The organism is Actinoplanes derwentensis (assembly GCF_900104725.1).
Lineage (GTDB): Bacteria > Actinomycetota > Actinomycetes > Mycobacteriales > Micromonosporaceae > Actinoplanes > Actinoplanes derwentensis.
In genome coordinates this window covers 10,272,250-10,295,468 of sequence record NZ_LT629758.1, presented here as the reverse complement: position 1 = coordinate 10,295,468, position 23,219 = coordinate 10,272,250, and the positions used below count along the sequence as shown (strand labels likewise).

General features: G+C 68.7%; 12 protein-coding genes and 2 pseudogenes. 7 read left to right on the top strand and 7 right to left on the bottom strand.

The window, feature by feature from the left end:
- Positions 1 to 540: 540 nt before the first annotated feature.
- Positions 541 to 1,308 (bottom strand): SMODS-associated NUDIX domain-containing protein, encoded by a 768-nt coding sequence (locus BLU81_RS45945; protein WP_157752080.1) that lies wholly within the window; start codon positions 1,306 to 1,308, stop codon positions 541 to 543.
- Between the two features lie 16 nt (positions 1,309 to 1,324).
- Positions 1,325 to 3,784 (bottom strand): tetratricopeptide repeat protein, encoded by a 2,460-nt coding sequence (locus tag BLU81_RS45940; protein WP_092555857.1) that lies wholly within the window; start codon positions 3,782 to 3,784, stop codon positions 1,325 to 1,327.
- Between the two features lie 113 nt (positions 3,785 to 3,897).
- Between BLU81_RS45940 and BLU81_RS45935 the strand changes: the two genes are divergently transcribed.
- Positions 3,898 to 6,156 carry a hypothetical protein gene (locus BLU81_RS45935; protein ID WP_157752079.1) on the top strand — a complete coding sequence of 753 codons (2,259 nt, stop codon included), beginning with the start codon at positions 3,898 to 3,900 and terminating at the stop codon, positions 6,154 to 6,156.
- 206 nt (positions 6,157 to 6,362) lie between these two features.
- On the opposite strand, the gene BLU81_RS45930 is transcribed toward BLU81_RS45935, so the two are convergent.
- On the bottom strand, positions 6,363 to 6,764 hold the full coding sequence (locus BLU81_RS45930; RefSeq protein ID WP_092555853.1) for a hypothetical protein: 402 nt from the start codon (positions 6,762 to 6,764) through the stop codon (positions 6,363 to 6,365).
- An 85-nt stretch (positions 6,765 to 6,849) separates the two neighbouring features.
- Here BLU81_RS45930 and BLU81_RS45925 point away from each other — a divergent pair, with 85 nt between their 5' ends.
- Entirely contained in the window at positions 6,850 to 11,094 is a 4,245-nt protein-coding gene (locus BLU81_RS45925) for a hypothetical protein (RefSeq protein ID WP_157752078.1), read from the top strand.
- On the opposite strand, the gene BLU81_RS45920 is transcribed toward BLU81_RS45925, so the two are convergent.
- Complete coding sequence (locus BLU81_RS45920) at positions 11,079 to 12,356, bottom strand: CHAT domain-containing protein (RefSeq protein ID WP_157752077.1); 1,278 nt, start codon at positions 12,354 to 12,356, stop codon at positions 11,079 to 11,081. The genes BLU81_RS45925 and BLU81_RS45920 overlap by 16 nt on opposite strands.
- A gap of 95 nt (positions 12,357 to 12,451) precedes the next feature.
- Between BLU81_RS45920 and BLU81_RS45915 the strand changes: the two genes are divergently transcribed.
- Positions 12,452 to 15,091 carry a tetratricopeptide repeat protein gene (locus tag BLU81_RS45915; protein ID WP_092555847.1) on the top strand — a complete coding sequence of 880 codons (2,640 nt, stop codon included), beginning with the start codon at positions 12,452 to 12,454 and terminating at the stop codon, positions 15,089 to 15,091.
- Positions 15,092 to 15,094: 3 nt separating this feature from the next.
- On the opposite strand, the gene BLU81_RS45910 is transcribed toward BLU81_RS45915, so the two are convergent.
- Entirely contained in the window at positions 15,095 to 16,444 is a 1,350-nt protein-coding gene (locus BLU81_RS45910) for a hypothetical protein (RefSeq protein ID WP_092555845.1), read from the bottom strand.
- Positions 16,445 to 17,478: 1,034 nt separating this feature from the next.
- Here BLU81_RS45910 and BLU81_RS45905 point away from each other — a divergent pair.
- Positions 17,479 to 17,682 (top strand): hypothetical protein, encoded by a 204-nt coding sequence (locus BLU81_RS45905; RefSeq protein ID WP_092555843.1) that lies wholly within the window; start codon positions 17,479 to 17,481, stop codon positions 17,680 to 17,682.
- Positions 17,683 to 17,863: 181 nt separating this feature from the next.
- Here BLU81_RS45905 and BLU81_RS45895 read toward each other — a convergent pair.
- A pseudogene (locus BLU81_RS45895) lies at positions 17,864 to 18,496 on the bottom strand (IS701 family transposase); the annotation flags it as partial.
- A gap of 168 nt (positions 18,497 to 18,664) precedes the next feature.
- Between BLU81_RS45895 and istA the strand changes: the two are divergent.
- Both istA and istB read left to right on the top strand, forming a co-directional pair.
- A complete protein-coding gene (gene istA / locus BLU81_RS45890) occupies positions 18,665 to 20,287 on the top strand; it encodes an IS21 family transposase (RefSeq protein WP_172890773.1) in 1,623 nt (540 codons plus the stop codon).
- Positions 20,284 to 21,075 (top strand): IS21-like element helper ATPase IstB, encoded by a 792-nt coding sequence (gene istB, locus BLU81_RS45885; RefSeq protein WP_269460971.1) that lies wholly within the window; start codon positions 20,284 to 20,286, stop codon positions 21,073 to 21,075. The genes istA and istB overlap by 4 nt, the downstream gene beginning before the upstream one ends.
- Before the next feature lie 156 nt (positions 21,076 to 21,231).
- Here istB and BLU81_RS45880 read toward each other — a convergent pair.
- Positions 21,232 to 21,699, bottom strand: a pseudogene (locus BLU81_RS45880) (IS701 family transposase); the annotation flags it as partial.
- Positions 21,700 to 21,893: 194 nt separating this feature from the next.
- On the opposite strand from BLU81_RS45880, the gene BLU81_RS45875 reads away from it, so the two are divergent.
- Entirely contained in the window at positions 21,894 to 23,105 is a 1,212-nt protein-coding gene (locus tag BLU81_RS45875; protein WP_231953782.1) for an ISAs1 family transposase, read from the top strand.
- Positions 23,106 to 23,219 lie beyond the last annotated feature (114 nt).

Sequence of the window (23,219 nt, the reverse complement as noted above, 5' to 3'; positions counted from 1 at the left end):
ACCATCCGGCGCGTAGCGGGTCACTGTCGGCGGTGGCGGCCACCGCCCGGCCGGCTGCGGTCACGGCCGCGTCGCCGTACCGTAGATGGCTCTGGAACCGGGTGTTGGCGAACCTGGCGAGGTAGACGGGCATGTCCGGGTCGCCGGGGTTCGCGCTGGTGACCGCTTCGCCGGCGGTGCGGACGGCCTCGGTCAGGTCGTCGAGCGCACCGGTGTACTCGTAGCGTGTCCACAGCAGGCTGCTGAGCGTGGACAGGCGGCCGGCTCGTGCCGGGTGCCCGGCCGGGGCGGCGGCCAGGGCCAGGCGTCCGGTGCGGACTGCTTCGTGCAGGTCGGTGGCCTCTCCGGTGCGTTCGAATCTGCTGATCAGTGTCACTGACAGGTTCGCCAGGTACATGGTTCGTTGTGGGTGGTCCGGCGGTACGAGGTCGCAGACGGTGCGGAATCCGTCGACGGCGCGGTCGGCGAATCGGGGTTCGCCGGTCTCGGTGAAGGTGTCGAAGGCGGCGCTTGCGGTGGCGTTGAGTTCCGGCCAGTCGCTCATTGCAGGGCGGGGATGTCTTCGTGGATGCGGCGGTTTCCGATCAGGAACGCCGACTGCGGGGTGATCAGGTGCGAGCCGCAGCGGCCGTTCTCCAGGTCAGCGGCGGACGCCACGATGATCTGGTTCTCGGCGGGGTCGCGGCCCAGTGCGAGCAGGCGGGTGACGAGTTGCGTGGCCTGCGGGGTGTTGGTGACGATGTCGTAGACCTCGAACTGTCGCAGGGTCGGATAGTCCTTGCCCGGGGTCGGCCGTGGCCCGTCCTCCACGGCCCGGACCCGGTCGAAGCGCAGGCTCGCGGCCAGCGGGATCAGCTCGGGGTGCCCGGCCTCGGCGAGTTCCTCCCGCAGCTCGCGCAGCAGGCACTGCTCCGGGGTCTCCCGGTCGGTGGTCTTCTCATACCAGCGCAGGAAGGCCAGGCCGCGCCGGGCGGGGACGAAACCGCGCAGGTCGTGGCTCATCTCGGTGGTCCGGCCCGCCGATCGGTGTTCCACGAAGCCCATTTCGTCGAGGGCTCGGCGGGCATGGTCGTCGTATTTGACGACACCGCCGGGCGGCCCGTACGCGTTCGGCCGGTACGGGTGGTGGATCAGTACGTATCCGTCGTCGTCGCGGACCCGCAGCAGGACCGCGACCGAGAGCCGGAGTCGGCCGCCCCGCCTGGTGGTGAGCCGCAGCAGGCCGAGTCTGCGCCGGTGGTTCCAGAGCAGACCGCCGACGGCGAGGATGACGGCGGTGATGAGTCCGGCGATGATGTTACCGAGCACACGGCACCTCCGATGGTCACTGGCGGCGATGCTCTCCATCTTGATGGGTTACGTCAATGGCTGCCAGCACCTGTCCCATCTCCCGCAGCAGCCCGCTGCGGCGGCCGGCCACCCGGATCTCGTGCAGGACGCTGTCCATTCCCGGGCCGGGCCGCCGCAGCGCATCCGCGTCGAGAAGGTCACGCAACTGCTCCAGCCGGTCCGCGGCCTGCGGATCCCGGACACGCAGCACGGCCGCCGCGCCCCGCAACGCCACCTGGTGGCCCCACATCACCGCCCGGCCGTGTTCGAGCAGTTCCAGTGCCTCGGCGGGCCGGTCGGCCCGGATGGCGGCCTCCGCCGCCGTACCGGCGAGTCCTGCCTGGTCACCGAGGTGGAACTCCTGGTCGGCCCTGCGCAACCGGCGGCCCGAAAGCAACGGCAGCAACGACAGCGCCATCCGGTACGCCGAAACAGCCAGCCCCAGATCACCGGCCTGCCTGGCCGCACCACCGGCCGTGGTGGCGGCCGACAGCCGCAGCGCCGGGGCTGCCGCGGCCGACCCGGCAACCCGGACCAGTGCGGTCATCGCCTCGGTGAACCCCGGCTCCCCGCTGCCGGCCGTGAGCAGCGCCGTGGCCAGGTGCGAGGTCGCCAGTATCCGGTCCGGGCCGCTCGCGGACGCCTCCCGCAGCACGGTCACCGCACGGTCCAGCAGGCTACGGTTACCGGCCTGCCGGGCCTTCCCGGTCAGGGCGCTGCCGAGATTGCCCAGCATGCTGGGCCGGTCCCGGCTGCCTGGCGGCAGGCCGGCGAGGCCCGACTCGAAGCAGGCGGCCGCCTCGTCCAGGTCGCCGAGATCGCCGGTGGCGTAGTAGCGGCAGTGCAGGGTGACCCCCAGGTTGGAGAGGTATCCGGGGCGCTCCGGCGAGGTCTGCGGCACGCGGGCCACCGCGTCCCGGTGGGCGTCGATCGCGGCGTCCAGGTCACCGGGCCGCCCGGTCCGTTCGAAGTGCGCACGCCAGGCCAGCCCCAGGTTGTTGCGGTGCCGGGCGGCGTCCGGATGGTGCGGGGGTACGGTCGCCGACGCCTCGGCCAGGACGGTGAGGGCCGCGTCCAGGTCGAGCAGCGCACCGGAGTGATCGGCGACGGCACCCAGCACGTTGCCGAGGTTGCCGAGCATCGCGGCCCGTTCGGCGTGATCGTCGCTGAGTTCGGCGGCCCGGCGGCACGCCTCGAGTGCCGCGTCGAGGTCAAGCCGGTTGCCGGTCTCCTCGAAGCGCGAGCTCAGGGCGAGACCGAGGTTGCTCAACCGCTCGGCCAGCACCGGATGGTCGGGCGCGGTGTCCTGGACGGCTTCTTCGAGCAGGCCGATGGCGGCGGTCAGGTCGGCGGTGGTGCCGCGCTGCTCGTACCGGGTGACCCGGGCGTTACCGAGGTTCATCAGCACGTCCGCGGCGGCTGTCGTGCCGGTGGCCAGGTCGGCGGCCTGTTCGAAGGCGTCGATCGCCAGATCCAGGACGGCCAGGTCGCCCTGGAACTCGAAACGGTCGATATGGGACGTACCGTAATTGTTGTAGGTGTTTGCTCGTGCCCTCGCGTCACCCGGTAATCCGGTGGCACGCCGCAGGAGATCATGGGCGTCTTCCAGGTCGGCGGGGGCGCCGTGCCGGTCGTAGCGGGCACGCAGGAGAACGGCCGTGGTGTTGAGGATGCTGATCAGCGGCGGGTCGTCGCCGTCGAGCGCCGCGGCGGCCGCGGTGAGGGTGTCGAGCGCCTGCTGGGCGTCCGGGTCGGCGCCGGTGTGCCGGTAGCGATCCAGCAGCGCGTTGCCGAGGTTGTGCAGGGCGGCCACCAGGGTTTCGGGTCCGGCAGCGGCGACAGCCTCGCCACCGGCCTGTACCGCGCGGTCGACGTCGCCGCGTTCGCGCAGCGCCCCGGTTAGGCCGGTCAGGTAGACGGCCCGTTGTGGATCGCCGGGTTCGGCTAGGGCGGCGGCGCGAGTGAAGGCGTGTACCGCGTTGTCGAGGTCGTCGCCGGAGCCGGCGGTCAGGTGCCGACGAATCAGTGCGGTGGCGAGGTTGCTCAGCACAGCAGGGTCGTCGTCGGCAGCCTCATCGGTGAGCAGTTCGATCGCGCCGTCCAAGATCTCCGGGTCGTCCTCGTCGATCGCGATCCGAAGCAGGCGGGTGCCGTCGGTGTGGTCGGCGATCAGGCCGCGCAGGGACTCCGGTACCAGGTCGGGCCGGGATTCGTGCAGGTGGGCGTAGTAGGTCATGGCCTTCTGCAGGTCCGGCTCCCGGTCGAGGAACTGGAACCGGGCGAGGTGGAAGTGCCCGAGTGCCTGCAGCACGGGCACGCCGACCGGCTGTCCCGGGCGGATACCGGCTGCCAGCCGCACCGCCAGGGTGACGGTCTCGGGGTCGGTCACCGCGTCCCGATCGCCGGCGGAGAACCGTTCGACCGCTGCCCGCAGCCGTTGTACGGCATCGTCCATCGTCGGCCTCCCCGGTCCATGCTGCCCGTCCCAGGCCGGTGGTGCACGCACACGGTGGAGGGATTCCTCGTGCCGAAACCCGGGGAGGGTGCCGAGAATGTGGCATGCCCTCCTTGCCGGACGACCTCGAACACGCTTCAGCGTTGCTCACGCAGGCCCTGAACAGCGACAGTGCCGCGGAAGTCGAAGCGGCGATCAGCGCGCTGGTTACCGTGGCCTCTCGGATGAGCCCTCTTCATCCCGACTGGGTGAAAACCTTTGTCAGACTCGGGCAGGGCTTCATCCACCGCTATGACCTGCTCCATGAGGAGCGGGACATCGAGATGGCCTTCATGTCGCTCAAGGTCAATCTTCCTTTCGTGGCTCCATCCGATCCCGTGCGTGCTGCCCTCATCGCCACCCTTGGTATGGCATTCTGTGCCCGGTTCGACCATGCCGGTGATCCAGCCGACCTGGACGAAGCGGTGGAAGCAGGTCGGGCGAGTATCGGCGGTGTGCTACCAGCGAATCCGCTGCTCACGGAGATCGTTTGTACTCTGGCTGGCTCGTTACGGCGACGCGCGGCACTCGGTCACGATCGTGACCTCGAAGACCTCCTGGCGATCGGGGAACTCGTCCTCGCTATCGCCGAACCCGGCGATAGCGAGGTGGGGCAATACCTGAACGACTTCGCTATCGATCTCCGTTCCGGGGCCAACCGGTTCGGCCGCCCGGAACTCGGTGACAAGGCCGTCGAGGTCCTTCGCCGTGCGGTAGAAAAGACGCCGCCCGGCGACCCTCGATGGCCGCTGCGGATCAATGACCTCGGGACGGCCCTCGTTGATTGTGGAAAGCGAGTCGGCGCACTTGGCGGCATCGATGAGGCCATCAGACTGTACCGGAAATCCCTGGATCTGCTGCCAGACGTTCACGAGAACCGACCCGGGATCCTCAGCAATCTCGGTGACGGACTGTGTAAACGATACGAACTGACAGGTCTAGGGACCGATATCGACGAAGCCGTGCTCGTGGGCCGGGCTGCCGTCAGTATGTCCGATCCGCGAAAACCCGAACATGCGAAGCTACTGTCGAACCTGGGAAACTCCCTTCAGGCACGCTACCAGCACCTCGGAAAGCCGTCCGACCTGGACGACGCCGTCAGCATGCATCGGGCGGCGGTCGCCCACGCACAGACCGGCGACCCGATGCGTGGACGCCTGTTGAGCAATATGATCGGCTCGTTGCTTGACATTTACAGGTTGCGGGGTGACCGGCGGGATCTGGACGACGCCGTCACCGCTGGCCGCATCGGGGCTCGCGAGTTGCCGCCCCACCACGCCGAGCAGCCTTACCGGCTCACCAACCTGATGGGCGTCCTGAAGACTCGGTTCGCTCTGCACCGAGAACGCGACGACATCGATGAGGCGATCGCCGTCGGTGTGGAGGCGACCCGGCTGACTACCGAGCCCGATCGAGGCCGGTGCTGGTCGAACCTCGCGTTCGCCTACCACTCACGTTTCGCCGAGTTCGGTGAGCCCGGTGACTTGGACGATGCCATCCAAGCCAGCCGGACAGCGATCGAAGTAAGCCCGGTTGCGAACCCCGAGCGCCCCCAGTACGTCCTCGGCCTGGCTCAGGCCCTGTTCACCAGGTACGAGCGCACCAACACGGTGGCAGACCTCAAGGAGGCTGTGCGCCTCTGTCGTACGTCCCGCAACTGTTATCCGGCTGCCAGCGCCGCCCGGGTAGAGAGCAGCGTGCTGCTCGCCGAGATGCTGTTCAACTGGACTCGCATCACCGATAGCCGACTCCCCGTCAACGAAGCGTTCAGCATTGTGGGTGAGGCGTTAATCGACGCAGGAGCCGATGCTCACCTGCGAGCGAAACCGCTCTTCCTGCTCGGCAAACTGCATCTGCACCGTCCGGGCAGCCTCTCCGCGCTCCTGAACGGAATCTCCGAGGCCATCCGGTGCTTCGAGGAGGTCTGCGGTATCGTCACCGTCGCTGCCAAAACGCGCCTGTCCGCGGCCCAACTGTGGGGACACATAGCCATGGTGGCGGACTCTCCCGAATTGGCCGAGCGAGGATTCAAAGCAGCCATCGGCGTCCTACCCGTCGCCGCCTGGCGCGGCCTGCACCGCAGCACTCAGGAGCGGGCGTTGCAGACGAACCGTTCGCTCGCCACCGACGCGGCTGCCTGCGCACTGCGTGCCGGGCATCAGGCAAGCGCCCTTGAACTGCTCGAACGCGGGCGTGCGGTGCTCTGGTCGCAGGCTCTGGACAGCCACGTGGATCACGACGCGCTCCGAGGCAGTGCGCCTCACCTGTTCGACCGACTGCATCAGGTCCGCGCTGAACTGGAGACGGCCGGGTCCGCGATGTCAGCGCAGTAGATACTGCTAGGCGGCGGGCCAGGTCCGAGTGTTCGCGTCGCAGCGGTGACAGGCCGAGGCGCTGGTCGAGCATGCTGGTCCACAGCATGGATCGGCCGAGTTCCAGCAGGACGATCCCGGCCAGTAGGTCCGCTGGGGTCACCTTACAAAGCCGCGACGTCGGCGGCGACCGCGGCGGTGCGGCTCAGGTGTCGTTCCAGGGCGGATCACCTCTCCGGCTCCATCGGTTTGCCGGTCAGTTCGCAGTAGGGTGCTTCGCCGGCAAGGTCCCGGGACCGCAGGGCACAGACGTAGCCGGGGCAGACGTAGGTGCTTTCGTCGGCCGGGAACGGCGAGCCGACTATCTTGGCCAGCGCCTTGTCCACCGGCCCCAAGGCGTCCTTGGCGTTTCCCTGCTCCCGGCGGTCCTGACGGCGCAGCTGCTCGCGCAAGGTGAACCAGGCGGTGAGTGTCTCGTCGTCGTGGGGTTTGCTCCGCAGCTCACGAACCACGTCGTGTTGCCTGATCGCGTACGCCCGCTGCTTGATCTTGGGGTATTCGCGGCAGATCACCGCCCAGCCTTGAGCCGGGTCCGGTGGTTGTTCGTCGGCGGATCCCTCGTTCGCCATCGGACTATCTTAGAGGGCTGACGCCCCCCGTCAGCGTTCCCCGAACGGGCGTCGCGACAGGAGCGGCGCCGTGGCCGGAGACCGTGTGCACATCGACTTCGTTCCCGGGGTGGTGCCGGATCTCGACAAAGAGGGCATGGTCGAGAATGTCCTGGGGCGGCTGCCGTCGCAGGTGTGGGGTGACGGCGACCGGGCGGTCCTGGTTCTGCGGCGGTTCTCCGGCGCGGGCGGTGCGATGGTAGTGCAGATCCAGGTCGACGACGGGAACGCGACGTACCTTCAGGTTGTCAAGATCGGCCCGGCCGGGGAGATGTCCGCCGAGCACGCTGCCTTCAGCCGGCACATCGCGAAGGTGAACAACAAGATCTTCACCCAGATCCTGTACGCCACCGACCGGGACGAGGAGTTCCAGCCGGATCGGTTCGAGGCGCTGGTCTACGGCGACGCCGCACAGTTCGCGGGTGATCCGGGGGCGGCGCTGGTCACGCTGGAGGATGTCTTCGCCGACGCCTCGCGCGGCAGCACTCTCGCCGCCCGCCGAGCCGGCGAAGCGATTGAGGATCTGTTCAAGAACTTGCGGGTGTCGCTCTATCTAGGTGCGACCGGGACCGGACCGAAGGTGCCTCTGCCGAACGTGGCGGCGAGGCTAGGACCTGACCTCACACTGGAGGTTCTGCACGTCGCCGACAACCAGGGGCGGACCGTCTGGGGTGTCCTGCCGGGCGGGTCCAAGCCGATGCGCGCACGGGCCATCCGGCGGGCCGGGGCCGGCTACCCGGACGCCGAGCCGTGGGCGGGCCGCGTCGTGACCATCGACGATCTGGCGGTGGCCAGGCACGACTCCGGCGTGCGGGGCAGTATCGACACGGCGATCGTTGATCTCGGCGGCGATTTCCCGGTGCAGGACGGGACGTTTCAGGTAACGGGGTGGGCAAGGGAGACCCGGCAGGAGGCCGTCATGAAAGGCCGTCCCACTCTGTCGATCCTGCACCCGTTCGCCGCGCTGCGCGCCGCCCTCGACGTCGCGTTGGTACGGGTCGGCGGCACGGCCGTGCATGGTGACCTGAACGCCCGCAACGTGCTGCTCGTCGGCGCCGATCACGAGGATCGTGAGGGCAGCCGGCCCTACCTGATCGACTACCGGGAGTGCACCGACGAGCTGACCCTGCTGACCGACTTCGCCTGGCTGGAGATCAATCTGATGCGGGCGATCGCCGGCGACCCGCAGCCGGATGATCTGATCCGGCTGCAGCGACGGGTGACGCTGGCCGCGGCCCTGTTCCCGGAACCGGCGAACGACGACGGGCTCGATCTCACCCCGTTCGCCGATCTCGGCGGACCGGCCGGGCTGCTCTGGCCGATCCTGGTCCGGCTGCGCTGGCATGCGTACCTCTGTTATCCGGAGGTACGCCGCGGCACGTGGCTTGCCGACTATTCCCGCCATCTCGTGCTGGCCGCGCATCGCACCCTCAAATGGCCCGGCCCCGAGTCGACGGTCTCGCTGGTCACCGCCGGGGTGGCCGGTGAGTGGCTGACGCCCCGGGAGGCCTTCCGCTACTGGCCGGCCGAGGATCTGCCCGCCGTGCCCACGTTGCTCGCCGCGACGGCCCGCCGGTCGCCGCGATCGGTGGCGTTGCTGCTCGGCGCGCTGACCCGGGAAGTGGATCGCCGGGGAGTCACGGATCTGGAGGATGGGCTCACCACTGCGGCGAACACTCTGGTTGCCGTCGTCCACCGGTCGCGTGAGGGGGCAGGCCGGGAGCTGTTCATGGAGTTGTCGGTGTCCGGCGCCGATGGTGAGGCCCGACCGGCGGTCGAGCATCTGACCGGCATGGCGTACGGGATTCTGGCCGGCTCGGCCAGGTCGGGCAAGTCGGCGGTGATCCGGGAGATGGCGTTCCGGATGAGCGCGGTCGCCATCAACAGTGCGGCACTGTCCGACCGTGAACGGCATCGTCTTCCGGTGATCGTCGGCCCCGCCGGCGGCGTGACCGCGGAGATGATCGCCCGTCACGCTCCGGTCGGCGACGTGCGTCTGGTCGAGGATCTGTTGCACGCCGGTTGCCTGCACGTGCTCGCCGATGACGTCCGTGCGGCCGACGTCGCGGACTTGCGTGAGGCCTACCCGCGTACGCATCTACTGGTGACCGGCCGGGAACCGGCCACCGACAGTGAGGGCTGGCGGTTGCGGCCGCCGACGGTGCAGCAATCGATCACCTTTCTCGCCGAGTCCGCGGTCCGTCGGGGCGTCCCGCTGTCGGTGCTGCGCGACGTGCTGGCCGGGCAGGGCACCGCCCGCGTTGACGAGTTGCTTGGCACCGCCATGGGTGTCAGTCTGCTGGCCCGGTATCTGCGGCCCGGCAGCAGGCCCGGCAGCAGGCCCGGCCTGACCGACCTGCTCGACGAGTCGTTCGCCGCGCACGCGACGGCCTTGAATGCCGCCGAGAGGATCGCCGCCGACCAGGTCGACAACGGGACGACGTGGACCACCGGCGTCGAGCCGCCACTCGATCATGGGGTGATGGAACGTACCGACAAGGGCTGGTCGTTCACCCATCCGGTGTACCGGGACTACTTCGCCGGCCGTGATCCGGCCACGGCGTCCGCCCGGGCCCGCCATCTGTCGTGGCAGGAGGCGTTGCGGCTGGCCGTCGCCCGTAGCGGCGCCGAGCAGCTCGCCGCGACCGTGGTGGACGCGGTCCGGCACACCGATCCGGTGTTCGCGGCCCGGCTGCTGGCGATGACCGCCACCACCGACGAGGCGTTCGCCCGCGAGCAGGTCACGGTGCTGCTCGACGTGCGGTCCGGGCACGTCGCCCGGCGGATCGCCGCCGCGGCGTTGCGGGAACTCGGTGAACCCGGGATCGCGCTGTTGTGCGAGGTGGCCTTGGACGCCGGCCGGTCCCCGGCGGTGCGGCACGCCGCCGTCCAGCCACTGCTCGACGGCGAACCGGCCCCGGGCCCGCATCCGGTGCGGCTGGCCACGCGATTGCTCGGCGAAGACCCACAACCAGCACGATTGCGTGCGGCCGGAGTGCGGCTCGCCGTCCGGCACCGGGCCACCGGCCTGACCCTTCTCATCGCCGCGCACTGTGACGACCGGGCTCCGTGGTCGTACTGGCAAGCTGCGCACGACGGCCTGCGCTCCCTCGGGACGGTGCTCCCCCGGCCGCTCGCCGATCGGTACCGGGCCGCCGCGGCCCGGCGCCTCGACCGGCTCACCGCGTTCCTGCCCCGGCTCACCACCCGGGCTTCCTACACCAGGGCGCAGGAGGAACGCATCGCCCTGTTGAAGCTGTTGCGCGGGCGGCCCGACGTGCTGCTGGCCCACCGCAACGACTTCGAGATCGGCGGACACGTCGCCGATCTGCTGCCGGACCCGTCCACCCCCGACCCGCTCACCGCCGCCGATGTCTATCGGATCCTCGCCCTCGACCAACGCACCACAGCCGACAACGAAAGGCTGGCTTCCGCCCTGGTCGAGGTCTGGGCCGGTGACCGGTTCCAGGGCGCACGTCTGGCGCAGCGTACCCGCGAAACGCTGGAGGCCGACGGCGGCCCCGACCGGCTGCGCTGGCCGCTCCGGGCCGCGCTGGGCCGCTGTGCCCCCGACGAGGAGACCGTGGCGGCGCTGCTGCTCTCCAACGACCCGGACGACCAGACGCTGGTCGTAGCCGCATTGAGTGCGGCAGGTTTCCCCATTGACGCCTCCCCCGCACCCGGCCCAGCGCTCGACGAACCGGCCCGGCAGACCCTGCTGTCGCTACTCCCGGAACCCGGCGCTGGTTGGGCGGCCGTGGACTTCCTGCGCGCCGCGGCCACCGCCAGCCTGCACGAAGCTCTGCCGCTGGCACGGCGGCTTCTCGACGATCCCGGTCTCGGCAGAATGATCCGGCTCATCCCGCACCCGGTGTACGGTGTCCTCGAGGTTAGCGCCCGCTCGGAGGTCCTGGCCGCCACCGGATACCTGCTCACCCTTATACCAGGCGACCCACTGGTCGGGTACGTCGAAAGCCTGGGTGTCTTCGGCGGGCACCCGAGCGACGAGACCGGCCGGCTGATCGCACTGTCCTATCTCGGCCAGGCCGGGCCGGTCCTGGACGCGTTGAACGGCGCCGAGCCACGCCTGCACGCCGCGGCCCGGCGCGCAATGACGACCTGGGCCACCGGCGACCATCGCAACCCAGGTACCGCACGGGACACGATCGCCAGCCGGCTGCGCACCGGCCGACACGACCCGGCAGCCCGGTCCACCTTGCTGGAGCTGCTACGGGAACTGTCCGAACGCAGCGGGCAGCTGACCGATGTACCGGTTCACGGCCCGAGGTGACTGAACGGCGTCCACACCGTCAACGGCTCGCGTTCCCGCATGGTGCTGAGCACTTCGTGCAGCCGGTACACCGCGGCCGCCGGATCGAACGGCTGCGCGTAGACCGCCGCAGCGACCTCGGTGGCGCTATCGGTGAAGACCGTCCACAGCGTGCCGATCACATGCCGGTAGCCTGTGTAGTGCAGGGCGGCGGCCAGCGTGATCGCCTCATCGGCGAGATCAGTGCCGCCGGTCGCGGTCTTGCACGCCGACAGGAACGCGAACTCGCCCTGCTGCTCCCGGGCGCTGAGCTCGGCGATGGTCAGCGTCTCGTCGGCGAGCCGCACCCCGCCCCTGGACGGATCGTTGAGCAATTGGTAACCGTGGCAGCTGAAATGCACCCACCGGTGCTGCGGCAGCTGGGCGATCACCTGCTCCTTGGTGGCGTCCGATCCGTGCAGCGGGGTACACCTGCCGTCGAACCGTCGGATCAGCATCTCCCGTTCCTGCTCCACGCCGGGTAGCGGTTCCTCGCCGTCGGCCTCCGGGACCGTGACGACGAGCAGCCGTGACGGCGGGGCGTCCGGCAACTGCTCGCGGGCCTGGATCAGCGCCCGCAGCGTCGGCGTATACGACGACACCACCCGGTCCAGCACGGTGGGACGGTCGGGGCCGTCGGCCAGATGGTCACCGGCGGCGTGCAGCGGAAGTAGCGTCAACAGCCCGGTCGGGCACCACCACAGGCGCGGCCAGGCCGACTTCCCACCGTTACGCGGCACCGGCGGGCCGGACGGTGTCGAGACGAAACCGAGCGCGGTGAGGACCGGCTCAGTCACGGTCCGCCACAGCCAGCGCAGGATGGCCCGCAGCATCGCCTCGGCATGCTCCTCCGCCTCGGTGAACGCTGCCTTGGTCTCGTCGTCCTGCTCCCCGGCCTGTCGCCATGCGGCCCGCCGCTGCCCGGTCAACTCCAGCGCGGCCAGATACGCCAGGGTCTTCTGCTCCACATCGGCGGCGGTCAGATCCGGCAACGGACAGGTGCGCACCGCACCGTCCACGACGAGCAGCGCATCACACCGCCATTGGCTCACGTTGATCACCGCGACCGGGCCGTTCGCCGAGGCTGGCAGCAGTTTCTCCAGCGGCGGCGGGCGCAGGAAATCCTCGAACCCCGGCAGAGCGCGGACCTGCTCGACCAGCGTGTCCCACTCCCGGGTCAGCGCCATCCGCCGGTCGACCAGCCGGGAGACGTCCGTGTCCTCGGGGAACTCGCTGATGGCCACACGCCCGCCCTTCGCCGACTGCCCGATCCCGTCCATGCTTAGCGCGGACCGGGTCCGTCCACAACCGGGCGACAGGCTGGGCCTACGCTCGACCGATGACGCCGGTCGACGACGTGCGCCGCCGCCTCGAAACGTACTTCGAAGGCGTTGACCCCACGGCGCTCGACGGCGACCAGGCCCGCGACAGCGGGCGGCTGCTGCTCACCGCCGCTCTCCAGGCCCTGGGCGGCGGCGAGGTGGCCGTTGACGAGGCGGCCCTGACCCTGGCCGCGATGTTCTTCTGGTACCGATGGATCGAGGCGCCCACCGGGCACGACGACCCGGACTGTCAGACCGCCTACCGCCTCTATCGGGTGCTGCTCGCCATGGCGCCGGACACCACGGTGCCACCGGAACTGGCCGAGGCGCTGTCTGATCCGGACAACGACGAACCGATCGGGGATCTGCTGCACCACGAGGCCCGGGACCTGATCGACGGGTGCCTGCACGAATTCGACGACATCGCCGTGGAGCTGGGGATCTCGCTGGGCCGTTGCGCTGTCGCGCTCACCGCGCCGGGTACACCGGAGGCCGCCGAGCATCGCTGCAATCTGGGGTCCGGGCTGTTCGCCAGGTATCTGCATCACAACGACGGTGCTGACCTGGACGAGGCGGCCGGCATGTTCCGGGCGGCTGTCGACTCCTGGTACGGCGACGATCAGGAACAGGCCCGGTACCTGGCGAACCTCGGGGTGGTGCTGCACACCCGCTACCAGCTGAACGGCGGCGACCAGGACCTGGCCGAAGCCGTCCACCTGCATCGGCAGGCTCTGCGGCGGCAACCGGGCACCCAGAGCTATCGCTCGCAGTACGCCGCCGTCCTGCACACCCGGTACGAGATCAGCGGCCGCCGCCGCGACCTGCAACGGGCGATCGCTGGCTCCCGCGACGCCGGGCCGATCAGCCGGGTCAACCTCGCCCTGATGCTGCGGCACCGCTTCGAACTGCTCAGCGACCCCGCCGACCTGCACGACTCGATCACTCTGCTGCACGAAGCGCTCGCCGAGACCTCCCCCGGCGACCCCGACCGGGCCCGCCGCCTGTCCGCGCTCGGCTCCGGCCTCACGCTGCGGTTCACCGTGACCGACGACCCGGCCGATCTGGACACCGCCGTCGGACTGCACCGCGATGCTGTCGGCTGCGCCCGCGACAACGACCCGCACCGCCTGGATTATCGGTCGCATCTCGGGCACGCCCTGCACGACCGGTACGAGGACTCCGGCGCCGTCGCCGACTTGGAGGAGGCGCTCGTCGTGCACGCCGCCCACGGCTCCGGCCATCCCGTGCGGGCCGGGAACGCGGCGAACACGCGCACTGCACGGTTCGATCGGTTCGACCGGATCAGCGACCTGGACGAGGCACTGCGGTCGTACGTCGAAGCGGTCGATGCCCTGCCCGGCACGCACATCCATCGTGGCGCGCTGCTGAGCAACCTGGGCAGTGTGTGGTTCGAGCGTTTCCAGCGCACCCACGACCTCGCCGATCTCGCCGAGGCGATCACCGCGGACCGGGAGGCCGTGCGGTGCACGCCGTCCCGGCACATCGACCGGTCCCGGCGCCTGACCAATCTGGCCATGGCCCTGGACTCCCGCTACGCCCGCACCGGCGTGCCCACCGACCTCGACACCGCGATCGACCTGCACCGCGACGCCTGCGACAGCGCACCGCCCGCCCGTCGCCGACATCACGCATCAGCCCTGGCGATCGCCCTGCACCTGCGGTTCCATCTGTACGGACGCGACGGTGACCTGGCCGCCTGCATCGAACTGCTGCGCGACGCCGCCGGCTGCCGGCCGAACCATCAGGATCGTCCGCGACGTCAGACGCTGCTGGCCAGCGCCCTGATCACCCGGCACAGCACCGACGGTGATCCGGCCGATCTCGCCGTGGCGGTCACCCTGATCCGCGCCGCCGTCGCCGCTACCCCGCCCCAGCACGTGCAGCGGGCCGGCCGGCAGACCATGCTCGGCAGCACCCTCGCCAAGACCGGCGATCCCGCCCTGATCGACGAGGCGGTGACGGTTCTGCGGGAGGTGGCCGGTCGCACCGATGCCAGCACTCCGCCCGGCTATCGGCTACGTACGCTCGGCGATGCTCTTATGGATCGGTGGGAGGCCACATATGATGTCACCGACCTACATGCCGCGATCGGCGCCTACCGCCAGGCCATTGCCGCCACCACCGAGGCCGACCCGGACCAGGCCCTCAACCGGTACGACCTGGCCGGAGCCCTCGCCGCTCTAGCCGACGACACCGACGATCCGGTCCATCGGCGCGAAGCCGTCACCCTGTATCGGACGGCGGTCGCGCAGACGACGACCGCGGCACTGGTCCGCATCCACGCGGCCGGCGAGTGGGCGGCGCAGACCTTAGCCCTCGGCGACCCCCGCTCGGCGACCGAGGCGTTCGCCGCCGCGATCGGTCTGCTGCCAGAGGTGAGCTGGACCGGACTGGCCCGCCGCGATCAGGAACGCGTCCTGCGGACCTGGAACACCTTGGCCGCCGACACCTCGGCGGCGGCTCTGCTCGCCGACCGGCCCGGCCTGGCCGTCGAACTCGGCGACCGAGGCCGCTCCCTGCTGTGGGAGCAGCAACTGCGCCTGCGACGCGACACCCGCGACCTCACTAACCGTCATCCACGTCTGGCCGCCCGGCTCGATCACCTCAGGCAGCGACTGCTCGCCACGAACGGGTGACCGTCACGTATGGTGGGTGCGGTCCAGTTCCCGCCGTACCCGCGCCAACTGTTCCGCCAGGTCCGGCCGGATCGTACCGAGCCAGTGCAGGTCGGCGCGAGTCTCCAGCAGTTGACTCCATAGCAGGGAGCGGCCGGTCTCCAGCATGCCGATCGCTTCCCGCGGCATGCCCTGTCCCGCGGCGCAGGCTGTCCCGGAACGGGCCACCCCGGCGAACCTGGCGACCGCCGACTCCCGATCGCGATAACGGGAGCCCCGCCAGGCGAGAAGTGGTAGCAGCGCGACCGCTCTGCGCCAGCGGTCCAGGGCATCGGCTCCCGGGCGCAGTGACGCGGCGGTAGTGGCGGCATTGAACCGCACGAGCACGGTCGCGGCCGGATGCTCGGAGGCGAGATCCAGTAGCCGCAGTGCCTCGTCCTCAGCCCGTTGAGGACCCAACAGCAGCGCCTCGGCGAGATCCACCGCGATACTCGCGGCCGATTGATAGCCGGCCGGGGTCGCGGCGAAGGCCCCACGAAGGGCGGCTACCGCCGCATCACGAGAGACCGAGGATCCGGTGATGGTGAACATCGCCGTGTGTCCCCGGCCGAGGTTGTGCAGCACGTGCGCGCCGACTTCGTCCTGTCCTTCAGCGATAACCCCCAGCTCGATGATCGACTCGGCGAGCTCGGTGACGTCACCGGCTGCGACTGCGCACAACCGCTGGGCACTCGTGAGATTCACGCGGTTGATAACGCTCGGGTCGAGACGGACGGCCTCCTCCATCGCGGACCGGATCTGCCGCAGCACGTCGGGTCCCGAGCACATCGCCTCCCACGTCCGCCAAGCACCCGCGAGATCCGACCAGCAGGCAGCCGCCTTCTCCGCGCTGATTCCCGGCACGTCGACGGCCTGTTCGAGAGCATCGATGGCCCGGGTCACGTCGCCGGGAGAGTTGAAGCCCTCGGCTCGCAGCGCATAGAGCCGGGCCAAGGTAGCGAGTCGCCCGGCTATCTCGTCACCTGATGCCGGTTCCTCGCTCAGCGACTGGGCCTCGGCGATCGCATCCTCGAGGATCGCCGCACGGCCGGTGCGCTCGTAGTCGAGCCGCAGCGCCGTAACCAGGTTCGCCCGGAAACTCGAGCGGACCTCGGCATCGATGCCGGGATCGGTGGCGCCGGCCCGGAAGAGCGGGATCGCCCGGTCGAGCAGTTCCAGGCGGCCACCATCGCTGCATCGTTGCAGCAGGGCAGCGGGCAGCACTCCGAGTAGGTGGTCGGTCCTGGGATCGTGGGGATCCTCCCAGGAGTTCAGCAGCAGCAGGAACCGGTCGTCGTCCATCGCGAGAATCATGTCCGTCAGGTCGAAGTGCACTCGCCGATGGTAGGAACCCGCTCACCCCGGCTCGACCAGCCGTCAAACCTGATCGTCCGCTGACAAGACTTTCCAGGACAAGGGACGCGAATGATGCCATACTGGGCGCCGGAGCAGACGAGAAGGCGATTCCGCCGCCACTGCCGCACCTTCACCGGCTGAACCGGTGACAACGCCACTGCACCAGGGACATCTTCATCGACTCCGACGACCCTGCCATGTCGACCGCGTCGAATCGTGGATCAACGGAACCACTTCGCGCTGATTGGTTCATCTACTGCGATCGCATCGCGGCCATTGATCTCGAAGGAACCGGGCAGCGTCGACGGCCCGACGCCCGGTGACTCCAACGCAACGCCATGCGCTTCAGAATTTGACCCAAGCCAGGCGGACGTATGGCTACCTGGGCGGACAGGTTTTCGGGGGATGGATCAAATCTTCATAGACAAAATTCAAAGCTCTGACCAACATCTCCGCTGGTCAGGGCTTTTCAATGGTCGGGCTGACAGGATTTGAACCTGCGACCCCTTGCTACCAACGGCGACCGTACCGAGATTGTCATCCGTTGTCGCATACTGGCAATGAGCTGCACAAACGCAGCACATCGGTGATCATCGTATGTCACTGATTGTGGACTGCATGCCAGGGTTTTCGGGGGGTAAACGGGGGGCCGCTGCCATCCGGGGCGCCCGCATGGCTGCCGATCGGGCAGCACTGTTCCGCAACGGGTTTGATGGAGACATCAAACCCGGGGCTTGACACTCCTCAACGGCTACAACTCGCCGGTTCATTGACGCCCGATTCCGAGAATCGCTGATCGACATCGCCGATCGAAGATCCGTAGGATCGCGCGCCACGTCGGTGGGCTTGTACTCAGCCCCTTGCCAGACGTGGTCGCCGAGGAAAGTCAGCCGTGGACACGGGCACCGGAGGTACGTGTCGTGGCGTTACCGACACTTCGGAACCGCCGAGTATCTCGGATCGCGTACGATCACGCAGATGCGTCGAGTTCGATGCCTGCTCGAGGAGTTCAGATGGTCAAGCGTGCGATCGCCGACAGGCTGATCCTCGTTGACGTGGTGGATCGCTGGTTCCACCTGCAAGAGCCGACCTTCATTGACGTCGGGCAGTGCTACTGGATCGATCGCGAGACCAGCGAGTTGTGCGTGGAGCGCGGTGGCGACCGGGTGACTCGCCATGGTCGCGTGACCCGGCATGCTGGCTGGATGTGCCGTTAGTACTGCTACGGCGGCTCGTAGCTTCCGAGCGTGCTGAGTCGTTTGCGGTAGTGGGCAGTTCGGGCGCGGTGGTTGCAACGTCGTCGGAAGTTCGACCAGGCCAAGGCATGCTTGGTGGTGTTCTTCGCGGTCAGGATCAGGACGGCGAGTAGGTGTCTGATCTCTTTGACGGTCAGTGGGATCAGGCCGTCCTGGCCGTGGTCGCCGGTGGTGCCCCCTTTTCGGCTTCGCGGGCGCGGGTGATGGTCAGGAACGCGGCGGCGGCCATGGACAGGGTGATGTGGGCGTACCAGGCGTCGTAGCGGCGGAACTGGTACTGGTCCATGCCGGCCTCGTTCTTCGCGATCTGGAACGATTCCTCGACCGCCCACCTCGCGCCCGCCGTGGCCACCAGCCTGCGCAGCCGGGTGCCGCGCGGGCCGAAGCACACGTAGTACGCCAGTTCGCCGCTGCTGATGCTGCGCCGGGCCAGCACCCAGCCACGCCGGCCATGCTCGAACTCGGTGCGGATCGGGACACTCGTCCAGTCGTAGACACGCGGGCCGTGGGCGCCGTCACCGCAGGACATCCGCCGCCAGGCCCCGGCCCGGACCTTGCCGATCAACGCGTCGACGCGGGTGGTGGTGTGCAGCCCGGACGCGACCTCATGATCCTTACGGGTGGCCAGCACATAGTGAATGTCCTGCTGTTCACACCATTCGCGCAGTGCCCGGTTCTGGCCGTACGCCTCGTCGCCGGTGAACCAGGCGAACGGCACCTTCGCGTCGACCGCACGTTCCAGCATGGACCTGGCCTGCTCGGGTTTGGTGGCGAACGGGTGGCTATGACGGTTGTATTCGGCTCCACCAGGGCGGCTTGACCTGGCCCCACTCGCGAGTGACTTTCCCGCACGAATGGGTGATGGCGGCTTGAAATGGCCCCACCTGCGGTGTTGCGCTTGAAGTCCTGAGTGTGCTCGCCGTTGTTGGGGGCGCCCGTGTCGTTGACCAAGGTCGAACTGTTCCGCCGGATACGTTCTGACGCGGTGCTCGAAGAGCTCTCGATCCGGGCGCTGGCGCGTAAGCACGGGGTGCACCGCCGGTTTGTCCGGGAAGCGCTGACCTCGGCCGAGCCGACGCCGCGTCGGCAGCCGGTTCGCCGGTCGCCGCGGCTGGATCCGGTGAAGAAGACGATCGACGAGTGGCTGCGGGCGGATCTGGAAGCACCGCGCAAGCAGCGGCACACCGCTCGGCGGATCAAGGACCGGTTGGCAGAAGAGCTGAAAGCCGACGTCCCGTACTCGACGGTGCGTGACTACGTGTCGACGCGACGCCGGCAGATCGCGGCGGAAGCGGGTGCACCGGCGGACGGGTTCATCATCAGGCACAACCGGCCCGGCGCCGATGCCGAAGTCGACTTCGGTGAGGTCGTGATCTGCCTGGCCGGGATCATGACCCGCTGTCACCTGTTCGCGTTCCGGCTGGCCTACTCCGGCCTGTCGGTGCATCGCGTGACGGTGTCCTGCGGACAGGAAGCGTTCCTCGAAGGACACGAATACGCCTTCGAGCTGATCGGCGGGATCCCGGTCGGGCAGATCCGCTACGACAACTTGAGTTCGGCAGTGCGCCGGGTAGTCTTCCGGAGCCGATCAAGAATGGAAAACCCCAGGTGGGAAAGCTTCCGAGAGCACTATGGATTCACGGCTTTCTACTGCATCCCCGGGTTGGAAGGCGCTCATGAGAAGGGTGGCGTCGAAGGCCAGGTCGGCTACTACCGCCGCAACCGGCTGACCCCCGTCCCGGCCGTCGCCACCTTGGAAGAGCTGAACCAGCGGCTGGCGGTCGCCGATCTGGCCGACCGGGACCGCAAGATCCGGCTCCGGTCGAGGACCATCGGTGAGGACTTCGCCGCTGAGGCGGCGCTGCTGGCCCGGCTGCCGGCGGAGAAGTTCGGGGCTTCACTGACGCTGCGGCCGCGGGTCGATCGCGAGGCGACGGTGACCGTCCGGATGAACAACTACTCGGTCCCGGCCCGGTTCATCGGCCGCAAGCTGCAGGTCACGCTCGGCACCACCGAAGTGGTCATCGCCGACGGCCGCACCGAGATCGCCCGGCATCCCCGCCTGCCCGGACGCGGCGGCCAGCGGCTGCTGCTGGATCACTACCTGGAGATCCTGCTGCGCAAACCCGGAGCCCTCGCCGGGTCGGAAGCCCTCGACCAAGCACGCCGGGAAGGCACCTTCACCGCCGATCATGAAGCCTTCTGGGCAGCGGCGAAGGCCGCCACCAACGAGGCCACCGGCACCCGGCAACTGATCCAGGTCCTACTGCTGCACCGGCATCTGCGCGGTCAGGACGTGACCGCGGGCATCCGGGCCGCCCTGAGCGTCGGCGCCGCGACCGCTGACATCGTCGCGGTCGAAGCTCGCAAAGCCGCCCAGAACGCCGGCCCCTCACCCACGATCACGGCCGGGCCGCCGCCGGCACCACCGCCGCCACCGCCACCGCCAGCGGTCACCGAACGAACCTTGCAGCGAGTGGCGCGGTTGCCCGCCGATCATCGGCCGCCACCGGACCTAAACCGCTGGGACCAGCTGTTACACCACCGGAGAAAGGAATCATCGTGAGCCGTGTTCCTCGAGCCATGACCGAAAGCGCCGCCGACGCGGCGATCGAGACCTCCTGCCGGGTCCTGCACCTGCCCACGGTCCGCAGCCAGTTCTCCGAACTGATCACCCGCGCCGAACGTGACCAGCTCAGCTATCGAGGCATGCTCGCCGAACTGCTGATGGCCGAATGCGAGGAACGGGACCGGCGCCGTTCCCAGCGGCGGCTGCAGGCAGCGGGCTTCCCCCGCCAGAAATGGCTCAGCGACTTCGACTACACCGCCAACCCGAACATCAACCCCGGCCTGGTCAACAACCTCGCCAACTGCGACTGGGTCCGCTCCGGCCAGCCACTCTGCCTGATCGGTGACTCCGGCACCGGCAAATCACACCTGCTAATCGGCCTCGGATCAGCAGCCGCGATGGCCGGGTTCCGGGTCCGCTACACCCTCGCCGCGAAGCTGGTCAACGAACTGGTCGAAGCCGCCGACGACCGGCAACTGACCAAGACCATCGCCCGTTACGGCCGGGTCGACCTGCTCTGCATCGACGAACTCGGCTACCTCGAACTCGACCGCCGCGGCGCGGAGATGCTGTTTCAAGTCCTGACCGAACGCGAAGAGAAGAACAGCGTCGCCATCGCATCCAACGAATCCTTCTCCGGCTGGACCCGCACCTTCACCGACCCACGGCTCTGCGCAGCGATCGTCGACCGGCTCACCTTCAATGGCACGATCATCGAGACCGGCACCGACTCCTACCGACTCTCCAGAACCGCCGCGAAACAACCCGCCACCAGCAGATCCTGACCGGCACGCCACTGGACCGGCCCCGAAAGACTGAATCCGGCCCGCAGGTGGGGCCACTTCAAGCCGTGCTGGTGGAGCCGATTCAAACCGTCACACTCCTCGCGAGTGGGGCCAGGTCAAGCCGCCCTGGTGGAGCCGAATACAACCGTCATAGCCAAACGGGACGTCGTCGCCGATGTGCGCACGCCGGCACCGGTCCCGGTCGTCGGTCCAGGACTTCGGCAGGTACAACTCCCGGTCGACGTGTGCCCGCCCATGCCGGGTGTGGTAGGTCAGGAACACCCCGAGCTGGCAGTTGTCGATCTTCCCGGTCGTTCCGGTGTACTGCCTTTGAACACCGGCCGATGATCTTCCCTTCTTGATGAAGCCGGTCTCGTCAGCGACCAGCACCCCGGCCTCATCGCCGATCGCCGCCACCAGCGCGGACCGCACCTCATCACGCAGCTTGTCCCGGTCCAGACACCGGCTGACCAGCAAACCCTGCATCTTGTCCGGCGTCGCGTCACCGGCATGCTCGGCCAGACTCCAGCCACTACGCCGCTCGATCGGCGCCATCAACCCCCGCAGATACTTCCACGCCTGCCACCGGACATCCGCCCGGCTGAACCAATGCGAAAACCCCAGGAAGAAATCCCAGAGGTCATCGTCCCAGCCGCCTACCTGTTCAGCCAGGGCTGTTGCGTTCTCGGTCCTTGACCCGCTGAACAGGGATTTCGTGGGGTGATCGGCCTCTGTGGAGGCAGTGGAAGCGGGTGAAGCCCTCAAGGTGATCATGGAGTTCTTCACGCTGCACGACCACCGAGGAACTCCACCCGCCGATGGCATCATCTCTGATTCGCGCACTGACCGTGACAACCCCCGGCTCCGACACTCCACCATCACCGGTCACCGATAGTGAACACACCGGGCTCGCCGAAGCCCTGGGCCGGATTCCGGACCCGCGTAACCCGCACGGGACCCGGTATTCCCTGGTGGCGTTGCTGACAGTCGCGGTCTGCGCGGTCCTGGCCGGTGCCACCTCGTTCGCTGCGATCGCCGACTGGCTGTACGACCTCGACGAGCCCGACCAGGTCCGGCTCGGGTTCACCCGGGGCGTGCCGGCCGGCACGACGATGTGGCGGCTGCTGACCCGCCTCGACGCGAGTGTGGTCAGCACTGTTCTGGCCGGCTGGCTGCGGTCGCGGACACCGCCGGCACCCGCCCGGCCACGCCGCTATCGGACCGTGATAGCCGTCGACGGCAAGACCTTGCGGGGCGCCCGCCTGCCCGAGGGCCGCCAGGTGCATCTGCTGTCCGCGCTGGACACCAGCACCGGCATCGTCCTGGCCCAGGTCACCGTCGACACCAAAAGCAACGAAATCCCAGCCTTCACACCCCTGCTCACCGCCGTCGAAAACGTGCTGGGCAGCCTGACCGGGGTCCTGTTCGTCGCCGACGCGATGCATACCCAGACCGATCACGCCGAGCAGATCACCCGCCGCGGAGCACACCTGTTGCTGCAGGCGAAGGGGAACCAGCCCACCCTTCACACCCAGCTCAAGACCCTGCCGTGGGCGCAGATCCCGGTCGGTGACCGCACCCGCGACCGCGGGCACGGCCGTAAGGAGACCCGCACGGTCAAGGCCGTCACCCTGCACACCCCGGGCGGAATCGCCTTCCCGAAAGCCCAGCAGGCCGCCCGGATCACCCGGACCCGCACCATCGACGGCAAGACCAGCCGCGAGACCACCTACCTGATCACCTCCCTGAGCGCCGCCAACGCCCAGCCCACTGACCTGCAAAAATGGGCCAGGGCAGAGTGGTTGATCGAGAACCAGGTCCACAACGTCAGAGACGTCACTTTCCGTGAGGATCTTCACCAAGCCCGGACCGGCACCGGACCCGCCGTCATGGCCACCCTGCGTAACACCGCGATCGGCTGGCACCGCATCAACGGCGCCACCAACATCGCCCGCGCCAACCGACGCGCCGACCGCCGATCACACGACCTCATCACCGCCGTGACCAGCAGTTACCCCAGAACGCAATGACCCTGCCTGTTCAGCCGTCACCACGCCCAGCAAACGATTCAGAACCACACGAAGTGGCGACCCGCCGTTGCAGTATTAGCCGGAATTGGCTCCACCGCAAGGTTGGGTATCCGG

Excerpts from the sequence above, each read along its gene's own strand:
- BLU81_RS45940 (WP_092555857.1), bottom strand. The coding sequence starts at position 3,784 with ATGGACGATGCCGTACAACGGCTGCGGGCAGCGGTCGAACGGTTCTCC.
- BLU81_RS45930 (WP_092555853.1), bottom strand. The coding sequence starts at position 6,764 with ATGGCGAACGAGGGATCCGCCGACGAACAACCACCGGACCCGGCTCAA.
- BLU81_RS45915 (WP_092555847.1), top strand. The coding sequence starts at position 12,452 with ATGACGCCGGTCGACGACGTGCGCCGCCGCCTCGAAACGTACTTCGAA.
- BLU81_RS45905 (WP_092555843.1), top strand. The coding sequence starts at position 17,479 with ATGGTCAAGCGTGCGATCGCCGACAGGCTGATCCTCGTTGACGTGGTG.
- BLU81_RS45875 (WP_231953782.1), top strand. The coding sequence starts at position 21,894 with ATGGCATCATCTCTGATTCGCGCACTGACCGTGACAACCCCCGGCTCC.